Below are 20,842 nucleotides of genomic sequence, written 5' to 3'. Positions count from 1 at the left end.
AAATACTATATTTCACAAAGCAAACTTGTAGCACCCAGTAAAGCCGCAATTTCATTATCTGTGGATACTAAGATATTGACTTCACTCCCGGAATCCTTTATTTTTTGTTGAAAAGCCGGCAAGAAATAGTCACTTGCATTTGCAATTTTGCCACCTATTATGAAACTGTCAGCCCCAAAACTTTTTAACCACGGAATTACAATCTTCGCTAAATCGGCTCCTACTTCCTCAAATACTTTTATAGCCATAACATCTCCAGTATTAGCAAGACTAAAAAGTTCAAGACCATTACTGATTTCTATACCACTTGCAGCTTTATAACGAGATATAAGCCCTCGAGCTGAAACATAATCTTCCGCAATTCCAGTTTTAAATGGGAGGTTATATAACTCGCCATCGGCTGGTACTTGAGTTCCTGAATCTATTGCATTACCATTGTCTATAAAAGAAGCTCCAAGACCAGTCCCAAGTGTAACTGCCATAAGTTTTTTTGAACTATTTTCTACATTTTTAAAAAATTCTCCTTTACCAAAACAATTCGCGTCATTATCGAATACAATTGGTAAATCGTTAGGCAAATTCAGTCTTTCTCGAATTAATTCACGAATGTTTAAACTATAAAAATGTTCGTATTTTGCTTGGTCTTTTATCCAGCAAATACCACTTTCATAATCAAATGGACCTGGCATACATATCGCTAATCCTTTCAACTTTTCTATCCCGGAATTCTTCCATGAACTGTGGATAGCTTTCTCCCAAACATCCAAAATCTCATCGGCAGGCAAGTTAGAATCAAAAGACTCTTTATGCACGGAAAAATCAAGTACTTTCATCTCGTTAATAGCTATAACTGCCGCAGTAATGTGAGTTCCTCCAACATCTAACCCTAATGCATATTCTTTATTCATTTATATTTTTCTTGTATTTACTATTTGCTTAAAAGTGACACGATAATTTTTGAAAAGCTGCACCTTATATGATCGGTATTTTACTCTACTATAATTTCATCTGCAAATAACCATCCTGGTTTTCCAGCTCCGCTATGACCTGGAGGACAAAGATTATTTTTGGCCGTTACTTTAATATATCTTACTTTTTCCTGTGTAAATGTTGCACTAAAATTATGTACTGCCGATTTCTGATTGATATCAACAGGATTGTTTACTGTTTTAATTTCCTTAAAAACTTTTCCATCTGTTGAAACCTCAAATTTCACAGATTGCGGTAAAAAAATCCAGTCACTATAATTTTGTAAACAACCCAATGAAATATTTTCAATTGTGGTAGCTTGCCCTAAATCTATTGTTGCAATCATATCTTTTTCACTGAATCCATGCCAGTATTTACCCACTGCATTTGTGCCTCGAACACCATCCGTTAAAGAGTTTGGACCATCGGCCAAGTAATATTGGCTTACTGGATTAGTGTATTGTACAGAGTTTCCAATAGCTTTATGCATCACAAAATTTTGTTTTGCAGCCTGCAATCCTTTTATTTGTCCATCAACAACAGTGGATGCTTTTAGTACGAGTGATGATTTAATACCTATAGGCTTTTCATATTTTTCGCTTTGCAAAGTAGGTTCCGTGCCATCTGTTGTATAACGAATCTGTCCATTCAATGCTTCAGTAAAAAGACTTACCAGCAACTGTCCGTTTTCAGAAAAAGGTTTAACATTTACCGTAAAATTACCTGGAGAATAATGCAACCCTTTTTGGGCATATCCTTTAAAATGATACTGCAATCTTTCATTAAAGTTATCCCAGTTTTTATTTTCTTTTGGAGACCATATTACTTCTGCCAATGCGGCCATACGTGGCAAAACCATATATTCTAAATGTTCGGGAGTAGTAATATATTCTGTCCATACACTAGCCTGTGCGCCTAAAATATAGACTTCGTCTTCTTTATTTAATTCTTTAGGAATAGGATCATAATCATAAACCCTTTTTACGGTATTGAACCCTCCAATAGCCAAAAGCTCACCTTCAGGGCCTGCCTGATAATGATCGAAATAAAAAGGAGTGCCCGGTGTCATCACCACATTGTGCCTCATCTTAGCCGCTTCGATTCCTCCAGCTTCACCGCGCCAACTCATTACCGCAGCTTCGGGAGCAAGACCACCTTCTAATATTTCGTCCCAGCCAATTATCTTTCTTTTCTTGCTGACGACAAATTTCTCAATTCGCTTGATAAAATAACTCTGTAATTCATGCTCATCTTTTAAACCCTCACTTTTCATCCTTGCCTGACAACGTACACATTTCTTCCAAGGCCCTTTGTCAACCTCATCACCACCAATATGGATATAACTCGAAGGGAAAAGTGGCATCACTTCCGCAAGTACATTTTCTAAGAAAGAGAAAACTTCGTCATTTCCGGCACAGTAATTTGATGACATATTCGAATAGTTTCCCCCTGTCATTGGTAGTTGCGGCTGCTGGGTGCAACTCAATTGCGGATAAGATGCAATAGCTGAAGCCACGTGACCCGGCATTTCAATCTCAGGTACTATGGTTATATTTCTATCTGCAGCATATTTTACAATTTCTTTGATTTGTTCTTGCGTATAAAAACCTCCGTAAGTTGGCTTTTCGCCCTCCTTAGCTTGTGGTCTTTCTCGCCAATTTAGATTAGTATTATCTACTCTCCAAGCCCCTATTTCTGTAAGTTTTGGATATTTTTTTATTTCAATTCTCCATCCTTGATCATCCACAAGGTGCCAGTGAAAAACATTAATTTTGTAGGATGCCATCAAGTCAATGTATTCTTTTATCATATCGGGACCAAAGAAATGACGACTTACATCAAGATGCAGTCCTCTCCATTTAAAACGAGGATAATCATTCACCTGCATAACCGGCACTTCCAAAGCTGCATTAGTACGAATAGCTGGTAAAGTTTGCAATATTGATTGTATACCGTAAAAAACACCTTTTGGACTACTCGCTTTAATTACAATAGCAGTTAAAGATACAGTTAGCTGATATCCTTCTTCATGGATGCTTTTTTCAATTACAAACTCCACTTTTTTGGCTGCAGCCTTATTTGATTTTAAAGAAAATCCTGAAATATTTTTAATATAGGATGCAAAAAAATCAGCAGTTGCTTTTAAGTCTTTTCGCGATTTATCGTACTGGATAGTCGTATTTCCATCAATTGTAAAATTACCATTCCCCATTTTAAGATCAACGGGTTTTGGAATAATAGAAGGCTGTTGTTGCGCATTCATTAGCACTGAAGCTAATAAAAAAAGTAGTAAGACTGTTTTTTTTAATACCATAACGATTCTTATTTTTAAGAGTGAATCCTTTTTTTGAAAGATTCAAATTGAATTATTTAGCTGTTTTTATTTGATCTATCGCATCTAGCATCCCATTGCGCGGACTGTCTAAAACCAGTTCCCAAAACATAATACCACCTAGTTTCTTTTGAATTGCATAGCTCGTTTTTGCTTTAACAGAAGCAATATCATCACCAGTAGCAAATAATTTTGCTTTTTCATTGTACCAGTAAGCTGCTTTTGCTTTTTTATCCCAAAAATATTTCCAACCATCAACTAGTGTAAATGATGTGGTGTATTCTTTAAAATTCACACCACCCGTTGGTTCACCAGATTGATATAAACCGTTATTAATATTGGATACTTGTTTCCAAATGCGGGTATAAAAGGCTGCTCCAATCACAAGTTTTTTGGCAGGTATTCCTAATTTTAATAAATAGCTTACCGCTTTATCAGTAGATTCTTCATCCTTTTTAGTGCTATACAATGGCGTATGATGTCCCGTTACTTTTGAATAACCATTTACCAAATCGTAACTCATAATATTTACACGATCCACCAATGGCATTATTTTTTTCCACTCAACAGATTCGTCTAAATATTTCTGGAATCCTCCAGCCGCAAAACTCAATTCATTCTTATTCCCTAAAGTCTGGCGAAGAACTTTTATAAGTTCTGTAAAATTCTTTTTGTCAGCTTGTTGATACAAATGCCCTGGAACTCCTTCTATAGTGGGATATTCCCAGTCTAAATCTATTCCGTCACACTTAAAATAAGTATTGACTTCTTGTACTGATTTCGCAAAAACTGCTCTTCCTTTTTCCGTAGAAAAAACATCAGAACACGGAGCACAACCACCCCAACCACCTAATGATAACATGATTTTTAGTTGCGGATTTTTAGTTTTTAATGATACCAGATGTTTAATGGCAAGAGAATCTTTAGCCGTGTCAACATTTAATTTACCATCCTTCAAATGACAAAAACTATAGATGATATGCGTCAGTTTATTGACCTCAAATTCATTTATTAGTTTATCATCACCCGTGTAATACGCAATTACAGCTAGGTTTTTATTGCTTTGAGCCAATATACTGTTAGTAACAAAAAGTACCAAAAAAAGAAATTTTATATGTTTCATTTTTACATTATTGATTTTCAATTTGTAATTACAATGGCGATTGATATTCCTAAATATTTTTATCCATTAAGATTTGAGGATATTTAATACTGGTATGAACAATCAATTCCCCAAAAAGTGTATTTGCCCAAGCAAACCATTTACGGGTAAATTTTGTTGCATCATCTTTATGAAAGGACTCGTGCATAAAACCAGTATCGGCATGTGTTTGTATCAAATTGCTAATGCACTTTCTTATTTCCTTTTCATCTACACTGGTAATCGCTCTAAGAATTATACTCATCGGCCAGATAGTATCTGCGCCAGTGTGCGGACCGCCAACACCCTCGCCTGCTTTTCCTTTATAGAAAAATGGATTGTTTTCTGAAAGGACTACTTTTCGAGTATTAAGATACAAACTACTATCCGGCTGAATCGCTCCTAAATACGGTAATGACAATAAGGAAGGCACATTGGCGTCATCCATCATGTGAAAACTTCCGTATCCATTTACTTCAAAAGCAATGATTTTTCCAAATTTTGGATGTTGAATAATTCCGTTTTCTTTCAATCCTTTTTGTACCTGCTGTTGTAATTCTTTGGCTTTGGCAACCAAATCAGTATCCTTAATTTCCGGCAAAGAGAAAATCTCCATTAAATAGCCGAGTACTTCAATGGCAAACATATTACTTGGAATCAAATACCCAAACAAAGTACTGTCATCACTTGGTCTAAAGGTAGAAACAATCATCCCGCAAGGTTTTACCGGATAACCGTAACCACTCAATGGAACACCATCAGTAGCCCAAGCGGTAGTACGCTGAAAAGTATAAGGACCTTTATTATCAAAACGTTGCTGTTCTTTAAACGTTTGTAATACCAAAAGCATGGCTTTTTTCCATTGGCTGTCAAACAAACTTATATCGCCGGTTTCTTTCCAGTATCCATGTGCCAATCGGATGGGATAACACAAACTGTCAATCTCCCATTTGCGCTCATGAATTCCTGGTTGCATTTTGGTAATATCATTTTTCCATTCGCTTACTTGATTGAAATCTTTATAAAAAGCATTGGCATACGGATCAAGCAAAATGCATTTAGTCTGGCGGTTAATCACTCCTTTTACCAGTTCACCAAGTTTTGCATCGTCTTTTACAAACGGAATATAAGGCCAAATTTGAGCTGTACTATCTCTTAGCCACATCGCGTCAATATCTCCTGTAATCACATACGTGTCCGGTTTGCCATCGATGATTTCAAAATCGACTGTCGTATCCAATGTATTCGGGAAACAGTTTTCGAACAACCAAGCCAGTTCCGGATTTGCTATTTGTTTTTTAATGCGTACAATAGCCGCTTCAATCGCTTCGCTGGTAAATTTTCGTTCGGCTAATGGTGGACGTTTGCTAACAAAATCTTTCATTGGAAAATTAAAAATATTGGTCTCAGAAGCAAAAACTTCCGATTGAATTGCCAACAATCCTGCGGATAAAATACCTGTGTTTTTTATAAATTTTCTACGTGATTGCATAGTATTATTTTGAAGTTGAATAAGAATATGGATAGCTACTCGACGAAGTTCCTCTTTGATTATTAGGGGTATTGTTCATATCAAAATCCAATACCGTCCCTTTGAGTAAATCAAAATGATTGATATAGTTCTTTGTGTAAGTGGAATTATTCCATTTTAATTCCTGAACATATTTATTTCCTTCCGAGTTATTTGGTGCATTTATAATTACTTCTTTTCCATTTTCTAATTGCAACGTTACTTTCTTAAATAAAGGCGCTCCAAGAACATACTCTTCTGTAGCCGGACAAACAGGATAAAAACCCATCGCTGAAAAAACATACCACGCCGAAGTTTGTCCGTTATCTTCATCACCACAATATCCGTCTGCTGTAGGTTTGTACAATCGGTTCATTACTTCTCTGGACCAGTATTGTGTTTTCCAAGGCTGACCAGCGTAATTATACAAATAAATCATGTGTTGAATAGGCTGATTGCCATGCGCATATTGTCCCATATTCATGATTTGCATTTCCCGAATTTCGTGAATAACGGAGCCATAGTAACTTTCGTCAAAAACTGGAGGCATGGTAAAAACAGCGTCTAACTTAGTAGTGAATGCTTTTTCGCCTCCCATTAAATCAACCAAACCTTGCACATCATGAAAAACACTCCAGCTATAATGCCAACTGTTGCCTTCGGTAAAAGCATCTCCCCATTTGAAAGGATTGAAATCCGCAGGAAAACTTCCATCTTTATTTCTTCCGCTCATTAATTTGAACGCAGGATTAAAAACATTTTTATAATTCATCATTCGTTTTTCGAACAAATTGATTTCTTTTTTGGGACGGTTTAGGGCTTTCGCCAATTTCCAAATGGCAAAATCATCATACGCATATTCCAATGTTCGTGCTGCATTCTCATTGATTTTCACATCGTAAGGAACATAGCCTAATGTATTGTAATACGCAGCGCCTTTTCTTCCTACTGCATCCATTGGCCCTTCATTATTGGCGCCATGCAACAAGGCTTCATACAAAGTATTAATATCATAATCGCGTAACCCTTTCATATAAGCATCTGAAACTACGGATGCTGAATTATTACCAACCATCACATTTCTAAATCCTGGACTAGACCATTCCGGCAAGAATCCACCTTCTTTATAGTCGTTAATCAAACCTTCCTGCATTTCTTTATTTATGGAAGGATATACTAAATTAAGCAATGGATACAATGCTCGGAAGGTGTCCCAGAAACCAGTACCAGCATACATATAACCGGGTAAAACCTTACCATTATACGGGCTGTAATGCATAATTTTCCCTGCGGCATCTATTTCATAGTGTTTTTGAGGAAAACATGCGGTACGGTACAAACAAGAATAAAAAGTTTTAAATTGTTCATCACTGCCACCTTCCACTTGTACTTTCCCTAAAACTTTATTCCATTCTTCTTTTGATTCCGCAACCGTTTTTTCAAAAGAAGCATTTCCTAATTCCGTTTTCAAATTCAACTCGGCTTGCTCGATACTTATAAATGAAGAAGCGACTCTGACATTTATTTTCTCTCCTTTTTTAGTTTTAAAACTCGCTACAGCACCTGCATGATTGGCTAAACTTTCCAATTTATCTTTTTCCAAAAGAGTGTCTTTCCAAGTATAATTCGATATAAATGGCTTGTCAAATATCAGCACAAAATAATTCTTGAAATTAGCCGGAACGCCACCGCTATTGCGAGTTGTGTATCCTATAATTTTATTTTCAGATGGAATTATCTTAACATAAGACCCTTTATCTAAAGCATCTATCACGATCGAAGACTGTTCATTTTCAGGAAAGGTAAATTGAAAATGTGCCGCTCTTTCGGTAGTGGTTAATTCGGTAGTCACATCATAATCGGCGAGATAAACGCTGTAATAATATGGCTTCACTGTTTCAGATTTATGGCTGAACCAACTGGCTCTTTCGTCTTCTTTAAACACTAATTTTCCTGTAACGGGCATGATAGAAAACTGTCCGTAATCATTCATCCACGGTGAAGGCTGATGTGTTTGTTTGAATCCTCGAATTTTTTCAGCGGTATACGTATAAATCCATCCGTCTCCCATTTTACCGGTTTGCGGTGTCCAAAAATTCATTCCCCAAGGTCTTGCAATCGCCGGATACGTATTCCCATTAGAAAGACTATGCACTGACTGTGTACCCATCAAAGGATTTACATATTCTACTGGATCTAAAACTTTGGTTTGTGCATTTGCAACAGCGCAGATTACCATTAAACCAAAAATCAAACTCTTTATCTTCATAATTTTAATATAAATAATTCTTAAAAATCTTCACCCTAATATCATTCTGTTAAATAAAATTGCGGGCGAAAATTATACCTAAGGTTTTAAAAAACCTTGCAGTAGCACAGAACACTGCCAGCCGAACACTCTACTGCGGTCTATCCTCTTTTTTTACACCCCAAGTTCCCGAAGGTTTACTTCCCATATATAATTTCAATTCGCCTCCTTTTACAATCATATCGTGAGTGATGTAAGATTTTGTATACGGCTTGCCATTGTATTCCGCTTTCTGAATGTAAATATTAGTGCTGCTGTTATCTATCGCATTTAATGTAAATGAAATACCATCTTTATTCTTTACAGTTGCATTATTCACCAACGGGCTTCCTAAAATATAAATTCCGTTCGCGGGATTAACCGAATAAAATCCCATCGCGGAGAAAACATACCAAGCCGACATTTGTCCCAAATCTTCGTTACCGCATAATCCATCCGGTTTTGTGGAATAGAATTTATCATCAATTTCCCGAATCAGTTTTGCTGTTTTCCAAGGCTGTCCAGCGTATGCATATAAATAAGGAATATGATGATTGGGTTCGTTTCCTTGCGCATATTGTCCAATCAAACCACTAATATCCGGAGAAGCTTCTTCGCCTTCCACTTTATCAGTTATTAGGAATAGTGAATCTAACTTGGCTAGAAATTTATCTTCGCTTCCAAATAAATCAATTAAACCATAAGGATCTTGAGGCACCAACCACGTGTATTGCCACGCATTTCCTTCTACATAATCGTCTTTGCGATGAGCAGATGAAAGCGGATTAAACGGTGTTCTCCAATTCCCATTGGCTAATTTTCCTCTCATAAACGTTGTTTCTTTATCAAAATAAAGTTTATACAAATTAGCTCTTTTTGAAAAATAAGTATAATCATCGGTCTTGTTCAAGGCTTTTGCCATCTGAGCCACGCACCAATCGTCTATAGCATATTCTAAAGCATTTCCAACGGTTTCTAACATCGTATCGGCCGGAATGTATTGCAGTTTTTGAACGTAATCCATTCCGTCACGGGTTTGCATCGCCGTTTTCTTGATGGCTTCGTACGCTAGAGCCGTATCATAATCGCGGTAGCCTTTTAGATACGCATCTACAATAACCGCAATCGAATGATTTCCGTTCATGGTATTGGTTTCGTTACCCATCAAATGCCAAACCGGTAATCTTCCTTGTTGCTGATAGATTGCCAAAAATGATTTGACAATATCATTAATTTTATCGGGTTGCGTAATCGTGTACAAAGGATGCAAAGCGCGATACGTATCCCAAAGTGAAAAAGTGGTGTAATTAGTGAAATTTGCTTTTTCATATACTTTTTTATCTGTTCCTCTATAATCGCCATTGGCATCATTAAAAATAGAAGGCGCAAAAACGGTATGATACAGCGAAGTGTAAAAAACTTTCATCGTTTTTTCATCGGCCTTAATCTGAATTTTATTTAATTCGGTATTCCATTTTGAATTGGCTTGTTTCACCGTTTTTGCAAAATCCCAAGTTGGAATCTCCGCTTTTATATTTGCGGAAGCATTCTCATAACTCACCGGCGAAAGACCCACTTTGACTAAAACTTGTTTGTTTTTTAAATTTGCAAAATCAATAACAGCTTTCATTCGGACACCTTCTCCTTCATTTCCTGACACTGCTGAAATGTTGTCATACAACGAAATATTCGAAATAGGTTCCGAAAATTCCATTGCAAAATATACCCTTTGATCATCAGCCCAACCTTTTGAAAGGCGGTAACCAACTATCGTCTTAGCTCCAGTTTTTTTAATGAATGTTTTCATTGGTTTATCCCAACCCACACCATCGGCTAAATCCAATAAAACATGGGAATCATCAACAGAATTAAAAGTATATTTATGAAATCCTACTCTTTCGGTTGCCGTTAATTCTGCTTTTATTTTGTATTTATCAAGTAAAACACTGTAATATCCTGGCTTAGTAATTTCATTTTCATGCGAAAAATAAGAACCATAACCAGTAACCATATCTTCCTTTGTTCCTTTGGTAAGCGGCACTTTTCCTGATACCGGCAACAAAAGAATATCATTCAAATCTCCAATTCCTGTACCACTCAAATGGGTATGTGTAAACCCTAATATTGTATTACTCGCATAATTATAACCACTGCACCAATCCCAGCCTTCAAAAACATTTACCGGTCCTAACTGAACGGCTCCAAAAGGAACATTGGCACCCACAAAAACATGGCCGTGACCAGCAGAACCAATCAGAGGATTTACATATTGAGTGTAGTTTAAACTGTTTTGTTTTTTAGTTTTCACCTGTGAAGTAACCGGTAAAGTGCATAATACACTAAAAGCGAAAATTCCAGAGAAAACTATTTTGCTATATCTTGTAAACATTGATTCTGTTATATTTTAAAGTAAGTTATAATTAGCCAAAGTTCATCTGATCAACAGTGGCTTACATCATATTTTGTTTGGTTTTATTTGTATCTATTTATTACATCGTACAATGACATAACCTTGATAATTGGCTTTGTTATTTTCCCTTCGAACGAAATTTTCATTTCTTCTCCGGCAGATAAATCCATGTAATTAGTGCTTAATTTCCCTTGGTATCCCTTAATTTCCAAATAGACATATTTAGCTGGTTTCAGAGCTTTAATGATTATTTCATTTCCTTTAATGGTCCAACTTATTTTAGGATTTTCCAATTTCAAATCGATAGGACGTGTCAGGTCAATTTCAGGAGTTTTATCATCCCGATACGCTTCCCGCATGGCATACCAAGCCGCTTTGGGTTGTCGGTTATAATAGTCCGTAACACTCCAACTCGCCACTGGCCAACAATCATTCAATTGCCAAACTAAAGTTCCCATATTATAAGGCGCTTTGGAACGATGAATCCCAATAATATTCTTTAGCGAATAATACTGTAAACACTGTGTGAGATAGGTATAATCCTCGACTTTCATATTTTTCACTTTGGTGGAATCAATAAAATAACGATTCAAATAGGAGTTTAGTTTCGTAAAACCATTTCCTGCTTTTTGATGTGCTTTTAATACATCCGAAAATAAATGACGGTCTTCAGGCAACGTAAATTTTTCTATTGAAGAATAATTCGGCATCGCTTGCATTCCGTATTCACTAACAAAACGCCCTGTTTTATTTTTAACCACTTCAATATCTTCTAATCCCCACCAAGTTCCCCAATAATGGCTATCGCCTTCTGTAATACTTTGTTTCCTGCCCCAACCAAATAATGGCGAGCTGCTGATATATGGTCTTTTATCATCCACTTCTTTTACCCATTTTGGAATACTGTCCTGAAACAAACGAACGTAATCTTTCCACAAACGAGTCGAGTCCTGCTTTGACATATTCATCGATTTTTGCCATCCCCAGTTTTTAAATGCTTCGTCAGATTCGTTATTCCCGCACCACAAAACAATGCTCGGATGATGACGCAAACGTTTCACTTGGTATTGCACTTCTTCTTTTACATTATCGAAAAACGCTTTATCACCGGGAACCATCGTTCCAGCAAACATGAAATCCTGCCAAACATTGATTCCATATTTATCACATAAATCATAGAAATAATCGTCTTCATAAATTCCGCCGCCCCAAACACGAAGCATATTCATATTGGCATCTTTAGCAGACAAAACTATCTTTTCGTAATCTTTTTTGTTAACTCTCGAAAGAAAAGCATCCGATGGAATATAATTTGCCCCTTTCATATACACTGGCTTGTCGTCGATTTTAAAATAAAATGATTTTCCAAGACTGTCCGGTTGTTGCACCAATTCAATCTTACGATTTAAAACATAAGGCTTCTCTGGTGTTTTTTCGTCAAAAGTCTCCAATCGTACTTCTTTCCAAATGCCACAAGTCGTAAATTTAGGACCCCAATCCCAACCAAAATGATACTGTGCTTTACGAACATACAAACGAGGATTATCCGGAATTACAAAAGGTAAATCTTTCTTGGCAAGTAAATCCACTACATTTTGCGCCGATAGAAATACAACCACTAATTTATTCGTACCGGGATTCAAATATTTTTTCACATCAACACGCCATTGACGGAACATGTTATTCGCTTTTAATATTTGTTTTCCATTCAAATAAACCGTTGCATAGGTATCCAATCCATCAAAAACGAGTGCTGCATTTTTTTTCTTTAATGCTTCTGGAGTCACTTGAAAAGAAGTTTTATACTCCCAGTTTTTCTTTTCAATCCATTGCAATTTTTTCTCATTGTCACGAAAAAACGGATCTGGAATGAGTTTGTTATTCAACAAATCAGTATGCACTTCTCCTGGTACTGTTGCGGCATTCCATTTTACCGTTTTCTCCTGACGAAATTGCCAGCCGTTTTTGAGAACTACTGAACTATTTTGAGCATTCGCCACAAAAAACAGGTTTATAAAACAGAGGATGCCAAACCAACAAAAGGCTTTTTTACATTTCATTGTATAGGAGTATTAAAATCATTATTTGTGTATAATTTCTATTCTAATGGACATAAGTGTTTTATCCTTTGGCAACACCTTATTGCATTATAATTTATTGGTTTACTATTTTAAAAGTATAAAAATCTAATCAATTTATCATTGTTACAACTGCCTAAAGCAGCTTTATTTCTATTGCAAAAGATGCGTAAACAATGTTATTCTATTCTACAGATTATTGAAAATAACTCCATTTTTTTCAGCAAACAGCAAAGAATAAAACTTTGTGTATTGCGAAAAAAGAGGTGATAAAAACAACTCAACCCTGTTAAATAACATCTATTTTTTATACCTTTTTTATTAGAAATGTCAAGATGATAAATAATAAAACAAGTCGGGAGGTAAAACCTACCCGACCTGCTTTATCCATTTTAAATCTAAACTATTAGTGCTTAGCCCACCAAAGCGGGGTAAATATACCATCAGCACCATCTAAGAATCCTACCGCTTGTTCATACCCTTTTACATTTGAATTTTTCAAACCTGAAGTATATTTCAATCGTTGTGGAAAGAAACTAACCTGATTGGTCATGAAGTTAGAAGAATTTAAAGTTGGTAAATTAACTAAAGGTAATTCTACAGCCGGGTTTTCAAAGAAAGGCAAGCCTAATCTTCTATGATCATTCCATCCTTCCAATGGCAACCAAGGAGTTTGTGCAATGAATTTTTGTGTTATAATTTTTGTTAACAAATCATTTTTTACCGCACCATTTTTATATAAATTATTTTTAGGATATAAAATGGTAGCTACACCGGCTGCATTTGTATAACCATCAACATAATTCATTGCGTGGCTCGTAGGCGGTTCTGTAGTATGAGACCAATTTACAGAAGTTCCCGCTCTGTTATAATCATTAGAATTAAGGTAAGCGCTCAGATGAGATGAAACTCCCCAATAGTCAAAATTCGCTTTGATACCAGCTTCATAAGCATCCTTACCACTCATTGGGACAGCCCAACCTTTAACAGCAGCTTCAGCCAATAAAAAGTAAGTTTCCCATGAAGCAAAAAAGATACGTTTGCTTGTACTTCCTCTGAATGCTTGAGACAAACGTGGCATAGTACCATTAAATGATCTTACTCCATTTCTACTTCCTAATGCTCCCCAATTACCTACAGCAAAGGCATTCCATGTATTTTTTGCCTCAATTGTTTTAACTACTGCACCATTGGCATCAAACAAATTTGCCGATGTAGTCTCTGCACTATTATCCCAAGAAGGATATCCAGAAAAATTAGAATTTGTAAAATCTCCCGGAATATTAAATGCTTTATAGGCACGAGGATCTATCGCATTTGGCAAACCATCTAACCAATAACCTGCTGCAGGCTCATTTGTTTTCATTGTAAAATGATTTTCAAATTTTAATCCTATATAATCTGCTGGTTTAACACTGGCATGAAAAGAAGGTGCTAACAAATCTGTTGATTTTACACCACCTAATCCAATATAAAGATTGTTTAATGTCACTGATATAATCTGTGCATTCCATTCACGACTCATTACACCAGTCAAATCATCCCATCCCGGTTTTTCTTGCACTTGAAAATTATCAGAAGCATCTGTTAACAAACTACTGCTTGCCGCAGCTTCAAATTCAGATTTTGCCTTAGCAGGATCTACTTCAGATAAACGCATTGCCAAACGAAGACGCATAGAATTAGCATACTTTTTCCACTTTACATAATCATAACCGTAAGCTGGATCTTCATTCTTTAATTTTGGGTTACTGATATTCGAAACCGAAACGTCTAATTTCTCAGAGGCATCTTTCAGTTCAGCCAATAAGAAATAGTAAACCGTTTTTAAGTCCTTAAATTCCGGATTTTTACCCTGAAATGCATCAATCGCAATAGGACCAAAATTATCAGCAAGTTCACTCATCAAATATGCTCTCCATATACGAGCCACTTGTTTTAGATTACCGGAATATGGTTTTACAGTGCCTTTAGCTTCTTTTTCTTCGGCAACCTGAATAGCTGTGTTTATAGAGTTTAACCATCCTGCAGAACTATTATAATAAGCTGTTGACCAGCCATCATCATAACTCCCGCCAGATATTCCGGTACTTAACATTTGATGCCCAGCTGTTTTCCAATAAAGCACAAAAGACCTCTCAGCAACATCTGGATTCATTTGTGCTCCAATTATAGAGCTATTTATAAAGTATTCCACTTGAACCTGATCTGCATTAGCAGCTGTAGGATCTGTATTAATCTCATCGAAATTATCACAAGAAGTTAGCATCGCCACAATTGCTAAAGCTAAACTTGATTTTTTCACTATATTTTTCATGTTATAAATTTTATAATTGATTAAAAGCTCAATGCAAGATTTACCAAAAAGGTACGAGTCGTTGGTGCAGCACCATTTTCAAAACCAGTCGCATTAGAACCAGTCGCAAAAACAGATTCTGGATCAAGTCCATTCATATGACTTTTAATCATCCAAACATTATTGCAAGAAAGTCCTAGACTAACTTTTTGTAGTGCAGTTTTTGTCAGGAACTTAGCAGGGAAATCATAATTCAACTGTACATTTCTTAGACGAACATTGCTTGCATCATATATATTAGCCTCTGTTATACCTAAGTTTCCTGAGCCTGCTACTCTACCCCAATACGTTTCAGGAGTAACTCCTATTGTATTTTTCACATAAGTTGTACCATTTGCAATAACTCCGTTTACTACGATATCTTCTCTTAATCCATTTACTACTGTTACAGATGAAGTTCCGCTTGCCTGCATATCCGATAATGTTCCTGAGAATATTTCACCGCCGATTCTGGCATCAATTAAAAATGACAAAGACACTCCTTTATAAGCAAAGGTATTAGTAAAACCAATCATTGCTTTTGCTTGCTGATTTCCTAAACTTACAGATCCACCTGGAGCTGCTTGAGGCAATCCTGAAGCATCTAATAGTAACTGGCCAAATTCAGGACTCGCTTCATCCGTTACTCTTAAAAATTTACTTCCGTAGATTTCTCCATAAGCTTTTCCTACTTCTGCAACCACAGAAACATTATCAAATCCTCTTAACGTATAAACTGTTACATCGTCAAACAGTGACACAATCTTACTTTTATTTGTAGAAAAATTAGCCGAAACATTCCATAATAATGAGCTTGGATTAGTCAATATTTTTCCGTCAACGACTAACTCAACACCTTTGTTTTGAATATTACCCGCATTGATTTTCTTGTATTTATAACCACTTAACGGATCCATAGGAAGATCTATCAGCTGATTGGTTGCATTGGATTTGTAAACCGACACATCAAGACCAAATCTACCTTTGAAAAAACGCAATTCGGCTCCAAATTCAGTTGATTTAATCAACTCACTTTTCACATTCGGATCTAACAAAATGTCATTTCTTGAAGCAGTTGTATTACTATTAGGATCTTTACCTATTTTATAAACATTAACTAACCTGTATGGATCAAGGTCATTACCCACTGAAGCATAACTCGCTCTTAATTTACCATAACTAAACCAGTCTGGAAGGCTTTTATTCATCGCTGCAAACATATCCGTAAACACATACGAAAGGCTTAGTGACGGGTAAAAGAATGAACGGTTTGCTTTACTTAATGCAGAAGACCAGTCGTTTCTAAAAGTAGCGTCTAAATATAAATAGCCATCATAATTTAGTTGTGCCGATCCAAAAACTGAATTAATTGACTTCTCACTAAAGCCTTCACTTACAGATGGATTACCTATCGCATTATTTATCGAAAATAAATTAGGCACTTCTAATTGGCTTGCGTTAGCTCCTATTGACGATGATTTACGTGACATCAAGTTACCTCCAAGTGTAGCCATACCGCCAAATTTCCCAAAAAGATCATCCTTTTTAGCAATCAATAAAGCTTGGTAATTCGTTTCTGTAAAAGTGCTTTTCCCAACACTATAACTACCTGTAGGAGCTAAAGGACTACCAGCGTACGTTTTTGCATTTGAGCTATTAGTATACGTATCGGCTCCTGCTTTGATTTCAGCATTCAACCAACTTGCAATATCATATTTTAACGAAGCGTTCATCATAAAACGATCTCTTACATCTTCATTAAGATTATATTTTCTACCCCAATAAGGATTAATTCCGCTTCCACTTCCTAACCAAATCATATTCCCATCTGCATTAGTAGCTTCTTTGAATTGTGTAATATCAATTGATCTTGGAAAATTATTTAACAAGAAAAACGGATTAGAACCATTAGGTCCTCCAATGGATCTGTTGTTTGCTTTTGCATTGGTATATTGAACTTTAGTATCTACAGTCCAACGCTCTCCCTCTCCAAATTTAGAAACCGCTCTTGCCAGTAAGTTTGTTCTGCCCAATCTAGCACCAGGAATCATACTCTGATCCTCCATACGATTGAAAGAGGTATATATAGATGTTTTTTGAATCGATTGTTGAAACGAAACACTATTGTTTTTAGTTATTCCGCTGCCGCTAAAATAGTTACCAACATTGTCATGGGAAGCCAAAGTCTCACTTTTATCATCCCAATTTATAACAGTTTGTCCTTCAATTTTAGGTCCCCAACTCGAACCAGAAAGCCTATCGAATGAACCTCCGGCACCTTGCCCAAAGTCGTTTTGTTGTTTAGGTCTTGTAAAAATAGTTTCAAACCCTACAGAGGAAGTAAACGTAATCCCTAATCCTTTTTGTTTTCTACCGGTTTTGGTTGTAATCAAAATAACTCCATTACCAGCTCTTGATCCATAAAGGGCGGCTGCTGATGGTCCTTTTAATACGGAAAGGCTTTCAATATCTTCCGAATTTAAATCCGAAATACCATTTCCCATATCAAGACTCGGAACCCAATAATCATTATTAGTAGCACCTGTAAAGTTGTCCATAGGAACTCCATCAACAACAATCAAAGGTTGGTTATCACCAGTCAAGGAATTAAAACCTCTTAAAACTAATTTTGAAGATCCTCCAGGACCAGCACTCGAGCGTACAACCTGTAAACCCGCTACTTTACCGACCAGCGCATTTGCTAAATTGGGCTCTCTGGCTTCCACAAGACTTTGTCCTTTTATTTCCTGAACAGCGTAACCCAACGATTTTTTTTGTTTCTTAATTCCAAGAGCCGTAACTACTACTTCTCCTAACTCTTGTGTATTTTCGGCCAACACAACAGTAATATTATTTTCACTTTCAGCAACATCTACTGATTTTGAAGTAAACCCGATAGATGATACAGTCAGTGTTACTTTACCAGAAGGAACCATGACTGCAAAGTTTCCGTCGGAATCTGTTATTGTACTGATAGTTTTACCTTTTACCTTTACGGTTGCAGAAACAATACCCTTGTTTCCTGCATCTGCGACTACGCCTGTTATGGATCGGTTTTGTGCTATTGCGCCAAAGCAGCTGAGCATTACCAATCCTAACACTGCTAAAATTTGTTTCATAAGCAATTGTTTTAGTTTTTTTTTGGTTTTGGTTTAAAATATTTATAAAAAATGAGAACTCAATTTCAATGTATGATCCAAAGCATCACACAGTTTTTAATTAAAAATTTTTACTAAATCGATTTAGCAAATTAATAAAAAAAACAGATTATCCATTTAAAAAAAATTTAAAATGATTAACCCTATTTTATATTATACCGATTCTCTAATAATCAGTTTCCCTTTTTCAAGTACTTTTTCTATCGCAAAGTCATTTCCATTTGTCATTTGATCCATCAGTAATTGAACTGCTTTTACGGCAATACCATCAATAGGTTGCTCAATAACAGAAATAGAGGGGGAATGCAATTTAAAACTATAATGGTCGTCATAACTAATGATGGAAATATCCTCAGGAATCCTTAAACCCATTCTTTTAAAAGCTTGCAACCCGGCTAAACCCATATAATTAGCTAAAAAAAGTATTGCATCTATATCTGATTTCTTTTTGAAAAAATCAATTATCGCATCAATTTTACTTTCTTCGTTACTGCGATAATCCAAATGTAGAGTAAGTGTCTCATCATATATACCTGCCTCTTTCATTGCCTCAGAATATCCTTGCTCACGCAATTTCATCTGAATCATTTCTGAAGTATTGTTAACCACAGCAATATTTTTGCATCCCTTTTTTATAAAAAATTCTGTTGCCACATAAGCACCATTATAATTATCCATAACAACATGACTAACATTTTGATTCGGAAAATACCTGTCAATTAGTACCACTGGCATTTTTAAATTCAAAAGATGATCAATACTTTTTTCTAATTTTTCTGTTGGAGTTATAATAAAACCATCCACATTTGCCTGAAGCAAACTTTGAATTAATTCACCTGATCTTTCATTATCATCGCCTGTGCTACAATAAAAAACTCTATATCCTAACTTCTTAGCTTCATCTTCTATTACTCTGGCTAAATCAGAAAAGAATTGATTCGAAATATCTTCAACAATAAGCCCGATAGATCTTGTTTTTCCTGTTCGAAGACTGCTGGCAATCATATTAGGTTTGTAATGTAACTTCTCAGCTACATTTTGCACTTTTACAATAACAGCTTTACTGATTCCCATTTTCTCTCCCTTTCCATTAAGGACAAAAGATACCGTAGAGATTGAAACTCCAGACTCTATGGCAATGTCTTTAATAGTAATTTTTTTCATCCAGAAACTAACTTTAAGAAAAATTTAATGTTTTCGTAACAAATATATATAAAAATAGTTACAAAATCGTTTTAGTAAATATTTTTTTAAAAGAATCGCTTTTTTTATGCTAACAAACAGCTAAAAACATAGCGTTATTAGGATATACACGAAGATATCCTTACAATAAAAATATACAAAATTTGACTAGAACAGCATCAATAAGACCTGAAAACACTTTAATTTGAAACAAATAATTTTAAGAAGTTAGGCCACAAAAAATAAACCCCGAAGTAATTCAACTTCGGGGTTTTCATATAAAACATTAGATAAATCTGGTATCTAAATACCAATAATTACCATTTAATAATGGCACTTCCCCAAGTAAAACCACTTCCAAATGCTGCCAAAACAACAGTATCTCCTGATTTTATTTTGCCTTTTTCCCATGCTTCAGTTAAAGCAATTGGAATAGAAGCTGCGGTTGTATTACCGTATTTCTGAATGTTATTATAGACCTGATCATCTGTCAAGTTAAATTTCTTTTGGATAAACTGCGAAATTCTCAAATTAGCCTGATGTGGAATCAACATATCAATATCCGAAACCTGCAGATTATTCGCTTGTAATCCTTCATTAATTACTTCGCTAAAACGAACTACAGCATTTTTAAATACAAATTGTCCGTTCATGTACGGGAAATAACTTTCATCATCCGGATCATTATCCGCTAAAATATCAGTTACCCAACGGCCTCCCATTCCTGGAGCTTTTACAATTAGTTCTTCGGCATGTTGCCCTTCAGAATGTAAGTGCGTGGATAAAATCCCTTTTGTCAAATCTTCTTCTCTGCTCAAAACAGCTGCTCCTGCCCCATCTCCAAAAATTACTGAAACGCCACGTCCACGGGTCGTCATGTCTAATCCTGTAGAATGAACCTCAGACCCAATGATTAATATATTTTTATACATTCCAGTTTTTATATACTGATCTGCTACTGATAACGCATAGATAAACCCAGAACACTGATTTCTTACATCCAATGCACCAACGGTTCGCAATCCCAAATCACGTTGCACTAAAACTCCTGGTCCAGGGAAATAAAAATCAGGACTCAAAGTGGCAAAAACCACAAAGTCGATATCCTCCTTAGCAACACCAGAACGTTCAATCGCAATTTCAGCCGCCTTTACACCCATAGAAGTCGTTGTATCTTCTCCTTTTATAATGTGTCGTCGTTCTTGAATTCCTGTTCTTTCCTGAATCCACTCGTCATTGGTATCTATAATTTTGGACAAATCGTCATTGGTCACTACGTTTTCTGGAACATAATAACCCAATCCTGCTATTTTTGAATGATACATACTATTGTTATTTTATTAAAATAAAGTTGCAAATTTAAAACATACTTAAAAATATAAGCTCACAAATTACCACTTTTTTGTCAATTTACAAGTTTTATGGCTTTTGTCATCCTTA

General features: G+C 35.8%; 11 protein-coding genes. All 11 read right to left on the bottom strand.

Going from position 1 to position 20,842, the window contains the following annotated elements:
• Positions 1-5: 5 nt before the first annotated feature.
• The gene (locus ACXX80_RS09065) at positions 6-908 is read right to left on the bottom strand and encodes an ROK family protein (protein WP_458552920.1); all 903 of its coding nucleotides are present in this window, start codon (positions 906-908) and stop codon (positions 6-8) included.
• An 80-nt stretch (positions 909-988) separates the two neighbouring features.
• Positions 989-3,283 (bottom strand): glycoside hydrolase family 20 protein, encoded by a 2,295-nt coding sequence (locus ACXX80_RS09060; RefSeq protein ID WP_458552919.1) that lies wholly within the window; start codon positions 3,281-3,283, stop codon positions 989-991.
• Positions 3,284-3,335: 52 nt separating this feature from the next.
• A complete protein-coding gene (locus ACXX80_RS09055) occupies positions 3,336-4,424 on the bottom strand; it encodes a glycoside hydrolase family 18 protein (RefSeq protein ID WP_458552918.1) in 1,089 nt (362 codons plus the stop codon).
• Positions 4,425-4,473: 49 nt separating this feature from the next.
• Positions 4,474-5,934, bottom strand: coding sequence for a glycoside hydrolase family 125 protein (locus tag ACXX80_RS09050; protein ID WP_458552916.1), 1,461 nt, complete (start codon positions 5,932-5,934; stop codon positions 4,474-4,476).
• Positions 5,935-5,938: 4 nt separating this feature from the next.
• Entirely contained in the window at positions 5,939-8,221 is a 2,283-nt protein-coding gene (locus ACXX80_RS09045; RefSeq protein WP_458552915.1) for a GH92 family glycosyl hydrolase, read from the bottom strand.
• 130 nt (positions 8,222-8,351) lie between these two features.
• On the bottom strand, positions 8,352-10,628 hold the full coding sequence (locus ACXX80_RS09040) for a GH92 family glycosyl hydrolase (protein WP_458552914.1): 2,277 nt from the start codon (positions 10,626-10,628) through the stop codon (positions 8,352-8,354).
• Positions 10,629-10,711: 83 nt separating this feature from the next.
• A complete protein-coding gene (locus tag ACXX80_RS09035) occupies positions 10,712-12,649 on the bottom strand; it encodes a beta-mannosidase (protein WP_458552913.1) in 1,938 nt (645 codons plus the stop codon).
• Positions 12,650-13,133: 484 nt separating this feature from the next.
• Positions 13,134-15,044, bottom strand: coding sequence for a SusD/RagB family nutrient-binding outer membrane lipoprotein (locus ACXX80_RS09030; protein ID WP_458552912.1), 1,911 nt, complete (start codon positions 15,042-15,044; stop codon positions 13,134-13,136).
• Between the two features lie 20 nt (positions 15,045-15,064).
• Positions 15,065-18,181, bottom strand: a complete 3,117-nt coding sequence (locus ACXX80_RS09025) for a SusC/RagA family TonB-linked outer membrane protein (RefSeq protein WP_458552911.1) — start codon at positions 18,179-18,181, stop codon at positions 15,065-15,067.
• Positions 18,182-18,373: 192 nt separating this feature from the next.
• On the bottom strand, positions 18,374-19,384 hold the full coding sequence (locus ACXX80_RS09020) for a LacI family DNA-binding transcriptional regulator (protein ID WP_458552909.1): 1,011 nt from the start codon (positions 19,382-19,384) through the stop codon (positions 18,374-18,376).
• Positions 19,385-19,719: 335 nt separating this feature from the next.
• A complete protein-coding gene (locus ACXX80_RS09015) occupies positions 19,720-20,727 on the bottom strand; it encodes a 3-oxoacyl-ACP synthase III family protein (RefSeq protein ID WP_458552907.1) in 1,008 nt (335 codons plus the stop codon).
• Positions 20,728-20,842 lie beyond the last annotated feature (115 nt).

It is taken from the genome of Flavobacterium sp. GNP002 (genome assembly GCF_054343795.1).
This window is presented reverse-complemented; position numbering and strand designations above follow the sequence as displayed.